We start from the raw sequence: 11,908 nt of genomic DNA on the forward strand, positions 1-11,908 counted from the left end.
GCAGGCAGGACGGGATGCTCTCCCCCTTGGCCCGCGCAAAAGAAAAAGCTGCCAGATAAGCCTGGCAGCTTCTGTTCTTGCATCCTTATTTCTTCGCCTTGCCGAGAATCTCGAAAATGACTTCGGCGTTGTGCGTATTGTCGATCAGTCCGGCAAATTGCTCTTTGCCTGGGCCGTAAGCGTATACGTTGACATCTTCTCCCGTATGTCCGCCTGTTGTCCAGCCAGTGAAGGTGCGCTTGTCAAAAATCGCTTCGATGGCGTTGTCGATATCCACCTGCTTTTTGGTGGCAGCCGCTTTGTTCACGGAAGCAATTTCTTCCGGAGTCAGTTGCAAATCAATGTACTTTTTCAGCGTTTCTTCTACGTTTGCGCCTTTGGCGATTTCGGCAGAAATGAAATCTGGGGTGCGCTTCGCCGCTTTGATCGGTCCTACCAGGAAGTTGTACTCCTCTTTCGCCCCTACAGACAAGCCGCCTGTGGAGTGGTCTGCCGTTGCGACAACCAGTGTGTTGCCGTCTTTTTTCGCGAAATCGATCGCTGCTTTGAACGCTTTTTCAAAGTCTTCCATCTCGCTCATCGCGGCAACGATGTCGTTGTCGTGACCAGCCCAGTCAATCTGGCTTCCTTCTACCATCAGGAAGAAGCCGTCCTTGTTTTTGTTCAGTCGCTCGATTGCCGCTTTCGTCATGTCCTCCAGCGAAGGAGACTTCTCCGTGCGGTCGATCATTTTGTCCATTCCGCCTGTTGCGAACAAGCCGAGAATTTTGTCATTTTTGTCGCTCAAAAGCTCTTGTTTGGTCGTGACGTAGCTGTAGCCGTCTTTCTTAAACTCTTCCGTCAAGTTGCGATCTTTGCGTACAAAGTTGTTCAGACCGCCGCCGAGCAACACGTCGACGGAATGCTTGCCGTCGATTCGCAGATCGTAGTAGTCGTTTGCGATCGCGTCCATGTTTTTGCGGCTCTCATCGTGCGCACCAAAAGCCGCAGGGGTCGCATGCGTAATCTCCGAGGTAGCTACCAGTCCAGTAGATTTCCCTACTTTTTTGGCCCGTTCCAGCACCGTCTCTACTTCCGATTTGTCGTTGTCGACCGCAATCGCGTTGTTGTACGTCTTCACGCCGGAAGACATGGCAGTCGCCGCAGAAGCCGAGTCGGTGATGTTTTGCTTTTCGTCCTCGGCATAAGTCATTTGCGCCCCGACCAAATATTTGTCAAACTCGGTCGGCTCCATCACAGTAGTCTTCGGGTCGTCTTTCATGTAGCGGTAAGCAGTTGTATAGGACGTACCCATGCCGTCACCGATCAGGAAGATAATGTTTTTAACTTGGGCGTTGCCCGCTTTATTTTCTGCCGCCTTGACCAGACCGGAAGTGCCGCCAAACAGCGCCGTCGTCAGGGCCAGAGAAGAGATGACAGCTACTGGGACAAGCTTTTTCGGGAATGTACGAAACATTTTGTACCTCCTGCAAATAGGAATGTTCATAAGCATGTCACCAATCATAGTCTTCTTCTGTTGAGATAGGACGGGCTTTGTGTAAAGAAATGTAAGGGATTGGTAAAGGCTGCGTTAACAAATGGGTAGTGCCTGGTCTTGGCGAAAACGCCGCTGTTGTCCCGGCTGTCGGCAGACCCACGGCTTCCCGCGCCCCTTTTTATGCGTGGTCTACGGCAGCGAAAAAGCCTCCTCGAATGCCCGCTCGACCTGCCCGGCCTCCCGCGAGACGGCGAACAGCGCGAATCTGTCTTTTGTTTTCCACACATGCTCTTCCACGAGAGTCGCCTCGTCCGGACGATAGTCGCTGAATTTGACCAGTTGCGCCTCGATGCGTTTTTGCACGTTTTCCTTGATCGCCCCGAGATCAGCCGCGTCCTTCACCTGCAAGACGAGAATTTCGTCTGCCCGCACATTCGACTGTGACGTTAGCAGCATAAAGCCCTCGACCTCCTCTGGCGCGATGTGGTAAAGCTTTTGCAGCTTGGCCGCATCGCCTTGCTTCAACTCGGATACGTTCACGGCTTGGCTGATATGTTCGGCGATTTCCTCTATCGTCGGGGCAGCTTCCTCGCGCTCCGCATCGGAGCATCCGGCAGTTGCCATCACCAGCGCGGCGCAGGCAAACAGTGCCGCCAGCCACTTCCGGGCGCCTTTGCCCCAGATCAAACTTGTCATTGCTTTTCCCTCCCGTTTATTGCCCTTGTCCTGCCAAAGCGAGGATGGACGGATCTTCCGCAAACGTCTGCACATTGTAGAGCAGCAGCATGTCGCTGTACTGCTGCTCGCGGGCGAGCCGGGAAACATCTCCCTCGTAATAGCGCAGGTCGACGACGGCGATTTCCGCAAAGTGCGGCACGAGAAATGGCAGCAGGCTGTTGGCATACGAGTCTTTGACGACGAGCAGCTTCCTTTTCGCCTGATTGTCCGAGCGAATGTGGAGCAGGCCGTGGTTGCCGCCGAGAAAGACGGCGTACTTGTCTTTGCGCTTGAGCTGATCCAGCTCGTACAACGAATGGGACTGCCGCTGTTCGTCCACGAACTCGACGCTGTACGTTTGCGCCGCGCGCGGAACATACAGTTCGATGCTGTCCGGCTGCACATGTCTGTAGCCGCTTTTGGAATAGAGCGAGCCGTAAAACGCGTCCGACCCTGTCTCTATCCGAAAGTCTTCCTCGTTCTGCGGTTCCAGGCCCATTTGCCTTGCCAACGTCTGGTAGGCATAAAAAGCGCCCTTCGTCGTCCAGTGATGGTCTGTCTTGTAAAAAATCGCCTGTTTTCGCTGCGCAGCCAGCGCCGGATACACATCTACAAACGCAATTCTCTCGTCCAGAAGCTGCCTGATCTCGTCCCGGTAGACAAGCTCTCCGCTGCCGGAGACGTAAAGCGGCAGCTTGTCGGCCAGCACGCTTTGCGCCGTCGGGACGAGCATCACGTATGTGCGCAGGCTGGGCACTGCATCAGCAAACGCATGGATCGCCGCGGCTTTCGCCTCTGCGTCGCCGGACGCGGGCGGCGTGAATTTTTGCAGCAAAAATCCGTCCCGCCCCAGGTAAACGCCATGCCGCTCCACTTTGCCCAGCACGCTCTCCACCTCCGAGCGCAGCCCGACCCAAAACTCACGGGCCGCAAACTGGTCGGCGACGTACTTCTCCACCTCGGTCGCGAGCTTTCCTGTGACCAAGCTGTGCACGGAAAACATCGGGAGCTGCTTCAAGCTGCGATTTTCCGCTTCGGAAAACGACTGGTCGGGCGCGAGCAGGTTCCAGCCGAGAATCCCGCCGGTAAAAGCGACCAATAGCAGGGCGACCAGAGGCCCTTCCCACGGATTGGCTTTGTTCACAATCACCACATCCTTCAAAAACGAAAATATAAGAATGGATTGTACGTCTCATCGACCAAAAAAGCCGTAGACAGCAGCAACAGCCCGATATGCACGGCCGCCGCCACAGCCCCGCCCAGCAAGTGCCGCCTGTCTCTGAGCAGCGCTGCTGCCTTTTCTGGAAGCGGCGTCGAGCAAATTGCCAGCACAAGCAGCAAGAGCCAATTCGTCGACCAGTAGTAGAGCGCCTGGTTGTCCATGAAGCCTTGTCCCGCAAAGCCGAACATCGCCCGCAGGAACTGCCAGGCCACAGGCAGGCTCGCGCATTCGAAAAATACCCAGCCGATCAGCACGACCACAAGCGTGTAGACGTACCCGACAGCGGCATGCACCTTTTGCAACAAGCGCAGGAGCAACCATTTTTCCAGGATGATGAACAGCCCGAAATACACCCCCCAGATGACGAAGTTCCAGCTTGCCCCATGCCAAAGTCCGGTCAAAAACCAGACGGCCAGCAAATTCGCAGACTGCCGCAACAGCCCCGCGCGGTTGCCGCCAAGCGGAATGTACACGTACTCCCGGAACCAGCTCCCTAGCGAAATGTGCCATCTGCGCCAAAACTCCGAAATGCTTTTGGACATGTACGGATAGCGAAAGTTTCCCATAAAGTCAAAGCCGAACATTTTCCCCAGTCCGCGCGCCATATCCGAGTAGCCGCTGAAGTCAAAGTAAATCTGGAAGGCAAAGGCGACGATGCCGAGCCAGGCGAGAAAAGTCGTCAGCTCGTCGGGCGGCGTCGCTTTCACGTCAGACCACAGCAGCCCGATGTTATTGGCGAGCAGCACTTTTTTCGCCAGTCCTCTGACCAACAGCGCTGCCCCTTCGCCGAATTGCCCGAATGTCACCGTGCGGGCGACAAGTTGCCTCGCGATCTCGCCGTATTGAATGATCGGTCCCGCCACGAGCTGCGGAAACATCGCCACGTACAGCCCGAAGGACAGCATGTTTTTTTGCGCGGCTACCTTGCCCCGGTACACGTCCACGATGTAGGACATTGTCTGAAACGTATAAAAGGAAATGCCGACAGGCAGCGGCAGCTCTGGCACAGACAACGAAAGCCCCAGCCACTGGTTGAGGTTGTCTGCGACAAACCCGGCGTACTTGAAAAACCCGAGCACCCCCAAGCTCCCGGCGAGCGAGAACAAGAGAATCGCCCTGGCTACTCCCCTTCGCTCCCTGAACTTGTCGAGCAATAAACCATTGGCATAATCAAACGCCGTGGAAGCGAGCATGAGAAACACGTACACAGGCTCGCCCCATGCGTAAAACACCAGGCTTGCCGCGAACAACACCGCATTTTTCAGCCGCGCAGGCGCTATATAATAAAGCAGCAATGTAAGCGGCAAAAAGTAAAAGAAAAACAACAGACTGCTAAAAACCAACGCTCGTTCCCTCCCTGCCCGCAACGCTCGGCAGACGCGCCTGTCAGTTCAGGCGGTCTTTCAAGTAATCGAGCAGCAGCCTGTAGTATTTGCCCTTGAAGTGAATCCCGTCTGTATCGTACAAGTCTTCGTTGCCAGCAACCAGCGGAGACACGTCGACGAACTCCACGCCGTGCTTGGCCGCCAGCTCCTGCAACCCTTTGTTGTACGCTGCAATGTTGCGATAGCGCGGCTCCTGTTTCTCTGCCTCCGCCGTTACGGGAGTCACGGACAAGATCGTCAGCTTCGCCTGGGGCAGCTTTTCCTTGAGACTGTCGATCAGCTTGGCGTAATGCTTGTACGAATAGCTCACGGGATCGTCTGTCGGCCAGAGGATGTCATCTGATCCCAATTGGATGAAAATACGCTCAGGCTTGCGCTTGGCGATCTCCTCGACATCCTCCAGCGCAAATTCAGCCGTTTTGCCTGCCCCTGCCGCTACATTCGCCTCATCCAAAACATCGTGGAAGGACAAGCCTTCCGTGATCGAATCGCCGAGAAATACGCTTGTTTGAAACAACGACCGATACGTCGGCTCCGCTGTCTGCCCTGCGGCTGTTCCCGCGCTTCCTCGCTCGGCAGGCTTGGGCTGCTCTGCCTGTTGATTTCCGCATGCGGCAAGCGACAACCCGATGCTCCCTGCCAACAACATGACCAAAGCTTGTTTTTTCATGATTCTCTCCCTCTCTTTTTGAAAATGACGCGCAATGCGCAATGCAATGCTTGCCTTGTCTACCCAAAGAGCGTACAGGGCCGAGATCAAGATCAGATGCAGAACAAATCGACGCGGCGTAAAAAATGGATAAAAACGACCAGAACAAAAAAGCGCAGAAACGTGTTCTGCGCTTGAATGCTATTCGTTTTTCGGGAGCAGGAAGAAAAACTCGACGCCTTCCTCCGTATTGCACACGCCGAACGGCACGTCATGCAGCTCCAATATTTTTTTGCAAATAGCCAGCCCGAGTCCGGTTCCTCCCGTGGAACGCTGGCGGGACGGCTCTCCGCGGTAAAAGCGATCCCAGATTTTTTCCAGTTGTTCCTCGGGAATACGGCTGCCTTTGTTTTCGATGCTGACTCGTGCCATCCGGCCCTCGTCGCGGATGGACACGACGACGACTTCCCCTTCCGGCGTATAGCGAATGGCATTGGTCAGGAAATTGACGACGACTTGCTCGATGCGCAGTTGATTGGCGACTGCCACAACAGGCACAAGCTGTTTGTGCAGATGCAGTTGTTTGCCCTCGATGTCCGGGCGCAGCTTGTCGCAAACCTGCTCGATCACCTCGTGCAGCGCAAACGGCTCCCGCTGCATCTTGTACGTTCCTGATTCGTACTTCGCCAGTTCCAGCATGTCGATGATCAGCAAGTCCATCCTGTTCACTTCTTTTTCCATCGCCTCGAAGTAGTAGTCCTTTTTATGGCTCGCGACCCCGTCCTTGACGATCGACAGACAGCTCTGGATTACCGACAGCGGCGTTTTCAGCTCATGCGATACGCCTGCGATAAATTCCTTGCGCGTATGCTCCAGCTGCTTTTCTTTTTCGATATCCTGTTGAAGCTGCTCGATGTAGGCGTGCAGCCGCTCCGAGAGCTGGTTGATGCTGCGCGAGAGGTCGCCGATCTCGTCATGGGAGACGACGGGAATTTTCTCGGAGAAATCAAGGCTGGCCATCTTTTTCGTCGTCTGGTTGATCGCAAGCAGCGGACGGGCAATTTGCTTCGAATAGTAGAAGGAACTGAGCAGAATGAGCAGGAGCACAAACAGGATGAGATACACGTAGTAATCCTCGATCATGCTGATCGCCTCATCTACAGGCTGCAACGATGTCATGGCAAAAAGGTAAATCGGCTGCTCGTTCGCGTAATGCACAGGCTGGACGAACAATTGGTACGAGATCGCGTTTTCTGCGACCTGATACGTCAGCGGTCCTGCTGGCTTCGCCTTTTCCGGATTCACCAGCAAGTCCGCCTGAAACTGCTTGATCCGGTCGACAAAGGCCGGATTGCTGTACAAAAAGCGCGGCGTTTCCCCCTGGTCCGGGAGGTGCGCCTGCGTGATGGTCCCGTAGAGCAGCCTATTTGGAAATTCTTCGCTCTTCTCGGCTGGATTGGGGTTTTTCGAGATGATCTCGTGCTCTTTTTTCACAAAATATTTATTCTCGAACCAGACTTTGTCGTACTCCACTTCGAGCCGATACGGAACCAGCTCCTCGCCGCTCTGAAACACATCGATGGCGACCATCTCGCCCGGACGCAGGAAGCGGCTACGCTGGTACAGGTCTTCTGCGTTCAAGAGGCCGTACAGCGGAAGGACCAATGTCCGATTGGCAAAAGGGTTGCCCTTTTCCGGGAACAGCCTGACTTCGACGGAAAAATCGGCCGCATCGCGAATGTTGCCGAGCTGATCGAGCGTGGTGACCCATGTGTTGTGCTGGCGGTAAAACTGTTGCTCCAGTTGCCGGACAGCTTCGATATCGTTGCGCTTTTGGGCGTACTCCTGCTCAAACGCCTGCAAGCTTGCCTGCACGTCCGCGACTTTTTGGTTGATGTAAAACTGCTTGAAAAAAACGGTCTGTCCCACGTAAATCACGGCGAGGATCAGGACGCACAAAGCAGTCGTCCAGATGAACAGCTTGGTGACAACACTGCTTTTCATGCCCGCTCCTCGAACTTGTACCCGGACCGGACAACGGTGACGATACAGGACGCCTTCTCTTCCAGCTTGGCGCGCAAATTGCGAATGTGGCTGTTCACGGTGCGATCGTCTCCGGCAAAGTCATACCCCCATATTTTCGTAATCAACTGCTCCCGGGACACAATCATGCCTTTATGCTTCAGCAAATAAGCGAGGATTTCAAACTCCGTGTGCGTCAAATCAACCTGCTTCTCCCCGATTGCCACTGTGCGCGAAGAAAAGTCGATCGTGATGCCGCTGCCAGACAGGCGCTCGCCCGCCGGAGCCAAAAAAGCCTCTCTCTCCAGCAGCCGTTTGGCCCGCGCCAGCAAAACAGGCGGGCTGTACGGTTTGGTGACGTAATCGTCAGCGCCCAGCTCAAACCCGAAGAGCGTGTCATCCTCGTCAGCGCGAGCCGTCAGCATAATAATCGGCACACGGGATATTTTGCGGATGCGCTGGCAGACCGACCAGCCGTCCAGCTCCGGCAGCATGATGTCCAAAATTATCAGGTGGACGTCATGCGCCTGAAACAGCGCCAGCGCTTCTTTGCCGTCTGCCGCTTCCAGCACCGCATAGCCTTCGTTTTCGAAGTAATCCTTCATGATTTCCCGCAAAATCGGTTCGTCTTCGACTATCAGGATGTTTTTGTTCATGTCTGTTCTCCCCGTGTCATGTTTACCTGACATGGCTCAACCTTCCGCTGCCATCAGCGCTGACAAGTGATGAATCAGCACGCGCTCTACCTTCGGCCCGTCCAGGCGCTGCGGTTCGAGATAGGCGTGCAGCGCAAGCCCGTCGACCAAGGCGTAGAGCCGCTCTGTCTCCATTTCCTTGTCGATGTTCGCAGGCAGCAGTCCGGACTGCTCGGCATAGTCCATAAGCTTTTGCAAGCCGGGGTAAATGCCGTCATACTGCGCGTCCAATCCGCCCGGCTTATGGCGAAAATAGGCGGTAAAGGCGAACCAGACCTCCATTTCCGCCATCTTTTCCTGATTGGTAGGCACAAGCTCCAAAATCGTTTTGATAAACTTCTCTCTCGGCGGCAAATCAAGCGAAATAATCTCGCGGATGCGAGCCGTCGCCCTCTCCTTCACGAGCTTCATCGAATACGCCAGCAGCTCATCCTGCGTGCTGAAATAATGCCGCAGCGCACCTAGCGACAGCCCTGCCTCTGCCGCGATATTGCGAACCGTCGCTCCCTCCATTCCCCGCTCGCTGATGACCCGCCAGGTCGCTTCGGCTATTTGTTCTCTTCGTTTTTCGTGATCGATTTGTTTTGGCATAGCTGTATTTTACCAAGCCCGAACGGGACGAGCAATTAAACAATACACTTGTATTAAATAAAAACAGGTGATAAAATCTTTTTACAATACATCTGTATTAAAAAGGAGAGCGTGAACGTGAACTGGATCGCGTGGATGATCGTTGCCTGTGAAATTGGTTTTTGGGTCGTGATTGCCCTCGGATTGGCCGTGCGGTATGGCTTGGGAAAAGAGCGGCTGGGGCTTTTCATCCTGGCGCTGACTCCCGTGGTCGACCTCGTTTTGCTGGCCGTGACCAGTGTGGACTTGTACCGGGGCGCGACTGCGACCATGGCTCATGCGCTGGCTGCTGTCTATATCGGCGTGTCGATCGCTTTTGGCAAAGGCATGATTCGCTGGGCGGACGACAAGTTTTTGTCCTATGTAAAAAAGCAGCCACTGGCGAAAAAGCCGAAGCTGTACGGGATGGCTTACGCCAGGTCGTATGCCAAAGGCTGGTTCAAGCACGTCTTCGCCTACCTCATCGGGGCGGGGCTGCTGCTCGCGATGATCTTTTTTGTCGGGGATGCCTCGCGGACCGGGGCTTTGGAGCAGGCGATACTGCAATGGGCGGTCGTGCTCGGCATTGACCTTTTGATTACCGTCAGCTTTTTCGTCTGGCCCAAACGGAGCAAAAGCGCCAGCTCGTGACCGTAAAGATATAACCGTCCACGCCCAGGCAAAAGCCAAAGCCGGGCTGGCACAAATACGATGATGCAGGGACAGCGAAACCAGTGTGCGCGCGGCACTGAGACGCTGTTCCTTTTTGACATAAAAGCCACGCCAATGTCCGGCCGGAGCTTTTGGATGCGCTGCGCAAGCAAAAATGGCCTGTCGGCAAATACCCCGGATACGGCTACGCTCCGGACAGAAGATAGAAAACCAGCTTCCCTTACCAGATGCCAAACGATTCAGGCTCCACCTTGCCGATCTTGTCCACGCTGGTTTTATCCAGTTCCATCATCAGTTTGGCGAATGTTTCGATTTGCTCGTACATCAGCTCTCCGTCGATTTTGTCTGCCTCGGCATGATCCGGGGCCGTGCACAAATAATCCGGGCCAGGGATGAGCGACACTGTCGGAATCCCTTCCTGAAAAAGCGGCTGGCCTTCGCCAAAATAAATGCGATTGCGCGGGCGCAACAAGACTGTCCGCACCTTTTTCCGTCCCTGCAAAGCTTGCAAGTACAACGCCGCAAGCTCTTTGTTCGCTGTATAAACCAGCTCCGGCGCAATACGGCCTGTCGGCAAAAAGTCTGTCTTGTCCCGATTGTCGCTCCATTCCATGCAGCCCAAATGCTCCAGGGTCAGCCCTGCCACCGCAAGGGCGTGGCCCTCTTTGCCGTCCCACAGCTCAGGATGATCGCGCAACCAGCGGGATGTCGCCTGACGATGGTTCAGTCCGAATTGCTCAAGCTGGAAGTGACCCGTCACGAATACAAACAACATCGTTCGTTCGGGCTTCTCCGCTTGATTCCGCAAAAAATGCATCATAGCCAGCATGCCCAGGCCGCCATTTTCCTCGATTCCATTCGGCCCATCCGTATGCGTGTTGACCAGGATGACCTCCTTGTCCGTTTTTCCGGGAACGACTGCATAAATCGTCTCGCTCGCAGCCTGTTCCTGCAAACTGGCGGACAACGTCAACCTCGCTCTCTTCTTTTTCGAGATGCCTTCCAGTAGAGCTTCTCTCGCTTCGCGATCGACCCACACGCCGGGAAGCCCCTGATAGTCATTGCCAAAAGGCAAGTATTGGTCACGCGCATTTGCCGTGGATATATTTCGCCAAACGCCAATCACTGCCAAGGCGCCTGCTTCTTTCGCTTTTTTCAAATCCGGCACGCCAAGAAACGACTGCAAGACCGGATTTTGCAGGAAAAAAGACAGCTTCGCGTCGTCGGGAAACACGTCGCGCTGTTTCATCAAAAGTGTCGTGGGCAAAGGCCACACCGCTACCTCGACGACTGCAACCTTTCCCCGCGCATGCTTGTAGCTGCCTTTTCCTTTGCCGCAATAGACAAGCTCTCCTTCTATTCCTTGCGAAGAAGTCATGCCTGAATACGGATAAATCGAGGCGACGCGGATTTCTTGCTCCGTTCCGTCAGCCGCCAACAGGTGCAGGCTTGCTTGCTCTGCCTCCCACTTTTGAAAGTAGTGCCGATCTGTTTCAACTTGATAGCTGATGGCCGTGATTTGTTCCCGCAAAAATTCGATAAAACGCTGATGCGCAGCCGTCCCCGTCAACCTCGGCCCGAGCTGGTTCATGTACGCTTGCCAACCTGCGATTGTCGCGCGATCAGGCAATCCTGCCAAAGACTTGTTCACAAGCACTTCCTCCTTTATGCGCTCTCCGCAAGGTCAGGCTTCAAACAAGCTCTTTGACACGGGCACTGGAAATCCCTTCCACAAAACAAAAAATCCGCCGATGATTGGCGGATGAAAGTGGGCTGTGTACGTGCACGAATCAGCTGAATCTGGACTATCCGTTGAGAATGCCCATGGATTGGATATGCTGCTTCGTTTCCTCTGTCCCGCATTCGTAAATGGCGCGGTATATTTGCGTCAAACAATCGTCGTACAGATCGTTTTCCGCGTCAAAATGATACGGGACAGCCAGGGCATGCCCGCGGATGAACGTGTCAAATTCCGTTTCTGTCCTTTGCTCAAACAAGCTTTTCAAAGCGTGTACTTGCAAGTCTGTCGCCTCGATTTCGAACTCGTAGGCAGAATCGCCCTGATTTTCCATGATTGTCCCTGCCTGAACCGAGACGTAATATCTTTTTTTGTCCATTGTTACTCTCGCCTCCCGAACGCTAGTATACGAGTACGGAAATCAGCAATATCGCGAGCAGCACCGCAAACGCTCCCAGGTAAAACAGCATCCCGACATTCCCGAGTACCTTGTGCTTGACGGTTGTTTCGCTGATGTTGTTGTCCAGTTCTTTCGTCTCCTGGCGTTTGGCGTAGCGTATGGTCCAAAACAGCCCGATCAAAAAAAGCAGGCCAAAAATAGCATAGTAAATCCCTGGGTAGTGGAGCATTCCTTCCCCCCGCTTCCTCTTCTGATGATTATCTATAGTTTGCGGGGTAAGGCTTTTTTTATTCACCGGAATCCGGGTATGCTCCGCGTCGAT

General features: G+C 54.4%; 12 protein-coding genes. 1 reads left to right on the forward strand and 11 read right to left on the reverse strand.

Going from position 1 to position 11,908, the window contains the following annotated elements; translation table 11 throughout:
• Positions 1-85: 85 nt before the first annotated feature.
• From M2298_RS13370 to M2298_RS13405, 8 genes are all read right to left on the reverse strand, one after another.
• Positions 86-1,456 carry an alkaline phosphatase gene (locus M2298_RS13370; protein ID WP_280648612.1) on the reverse strand — a complete coding sequence of 457 codons (1,371 nt, stop codon included), beginning with the start codon at positions 1,454-1,456 and terminating at the stop codon, positions 86-88.
• A 210-nt stretch (positions 1,457-1,666) separates the two neighbouring features.
• Entirely contained in the window at positions 1,667-2,173 is a 507-nt protein-coding gene (locus M2298_RS13375) for a DUF4358 domain-containing protein (protein ID WP_122966782.1), read from the reverse strand.
• Positions 2,174-2,189: 16 nt separating this feature from the next.
• A complete protein-coding gene (locus M2298_RS13380) occupies positions 2,190-3,338 on the reverse strand; it encodes a DHHW family protein (RefSeq protein ID WP_233454208.1) in 1,149 nt (382 codons plus the stop codon).
• Positions 3,339-3,352: 14 nt separating this feature from the next.
• Positions 3,353-4,759, reverse strand: coding sequence for an MBOAT family O-acyltransferase (locus tag M2298_RS13385; RefSeq protein WP_122966781.1), 1,407 nt, complete (start codon positions 4,757-4,759; stop codon positions 3,353-3,355).
• Positions 4,760-4,802: 43 nt separating this feature from the next.
• Positions 4,803-5,471 carry a GDSL-type esterase/lipase family protein gene (locus M2298_RS13390; protein ID WP_122966780.1) on the reverse strand — a complete coding sequence of 223 codons (669 nt, stop codon included), beginning with the start codon at positions 5,469-5,471 and terminating at the stop codon, positions 4,803-4,805.
• A gap of 180 nt (positions 5,472-5,651) precedes the next feature.
• Positions 5,652-7,454, reverse strand: a complete 1,803-nt coding sequence (locus M2298_RS13395; protein ID WP_122966779.1) for a sensor histidine kinase — start codon at positions 7,452-7,454, stop codon at positions 5,652-5,654.
• Positions 7,451-8,128: a response regulator transcription factor gene (locus M2298_RS13400; RefSeq protein ID WP_122966778.1), complete on the reverse strand. Its 678-nt coding sequence runs from the start codon at positions 8,126-8,128 to the stop codon at positions 7,451-7,453. Before M2298_RS13400 ends, M2298_RS13395 begins: the two co-directional genes overlap by 4 nt.
• A 36-nt stretch (positions 8,129-8,164) precedes the next feature.
• Positions 8,165-8,758: a TetR/AcrR family transcriptional regulator gene (locus M2298_RS13405; RefSeq protein WP_242774264.1), complete on the reverse strand. Its 594-nt coding sequence runs from the start codon at positions 8,756-8,758 to the stop codon at positions 8,165-8,167.
• A 117-nt stretch (positions 8,759-8,875) separates the two neighbouring features.
• On the opposite strand from M2298_RS13405, the gene M2298_RS13410 reads away from it, so the two are divergent.
• Positions 8,876-9,427: a hypothetical protein gene (locus tag M2298_RS13410; RefSeq protein ID WP_280648613.1), complete on the forward strand. Its 552-nt coding sequence runs from the start codon at positions 8,876-8,878 to the stop codon at positions 9,425-9,427.
• 241 nt (positions 9,428-9,668) lie between these two features.
• Here M2298_RS13410 and M2298_RS13415 read toward each other — a convergent pair whose 3' ends face one another.
• From M2298_RS13415 to M2298_RS13425, 3 genes are all read right to left on the reverse strand, one after another.
• The gene (locus M2298_RS13415) at positions 9,669-11,099 is read right to left on the reverse strand and encodes a zinc-binding metallopeptidase family protein (RefSeq protein WP_173598561.1); all 1,431 of its coding nucleotides are present in this window, start codon (positions 11,097-11,099) and stop codon (positions 9,669-9,671) included.
• A 154-nt stretch (positions 11,100-11,253) separates the two neighbouring features.
• Positions 11,254-11,565, reverse strand: a complete 312-nt coding sequence (locus M2298_RS13420) for a hypothetical protein (protein ID WP_122966774.1) — start codon at positions 11,563-11,565, stop codon at positions 11,254-11,256.
• Between the two features lie 22 nt (positions 11,566-11,587).
• Positions 11,588-11,815, reverse strand: a complete 228-nt coding sequence (locus M2298_RS13425; RefSeq protein ID WP_122966773.1) for a hypothetical protein — start codon at positions 11,813-11,815, stop codon at positions 11,588-11,590.
• Positions 11,816-11,908 lie beyond the last annotated feature (93 nt).

The organism is Brevibacillus sp. 1238 (genome assembly GCF_029892995.1).
Taxonomy (GTDB): domain Bacteria; phylum Bacillota; class Bacilli; order Brevibacillales; family Brevibacillaceae; genus Brevibacillus; species Brevibacillus parabrevis.

Excerpts from the sequence above, each read along its gene's own strand:
- M2298_RS13370 (WP_280648612.1), bottom strand. The coding sequence starts at position 1,456 with ATGTTTCGTACATTCCCGAAAAAGCTTGTCCCAGTAGCTGTCATCTCT.
- M2298_RS13375 (WP_122966782.1), bottom strand. The coding sequence starts at position 2,173 with ATGACAAGTTTGATCTGGGGCAAAGGCGCCCGGAAGTGGCTGGCGGCA.
- M2298_RS13390 (WP_122966780.1), bottom strand. The coding sequence starts at position 5,471 with ATGAAAAAACAAGCTTTGGTCATGTTGTTGGCAGGGAGCATCGGGTTG.
- M2298_RS13395 (WP_122966779.1), bottom strand. The coding sequence starts at position 7,454 with ATGAAAAGCAGTGTTGTCACCAAGCTGTTCATCTGGACGACTGCTTTG.
- M2298_RS13400 (WP_122966778.1), bottom strand. The coding sequence starts at position 8,128 with ATGAACAAAAACATCCTGATAGTCGAAGACGAACCGATTTTGCGGGAA.
- M2298_RS13405 (WP_242774264.1), bottom strand. The coding sequence starts at position 8,758 with ATGCCAAAACAAATCGATCACGAAAAACGAAGAGAACAAATAGCCGAA.
- M2298_RS13420 (WP_122966774.1), bottom strand. The coding sequence starts at position 11,565 with ATGGACAAAAAAAGATATTACGTCTCGGTTCAGGCAGGGACAATCATG.
- M2298_RS13425 (WP_122966773.1), bottom strand. The coding sequence starts at position 11,815 with ATGCTCCACTACCCAGGGATTTACTATGCTATTTTTGGCCTGCTTTTT.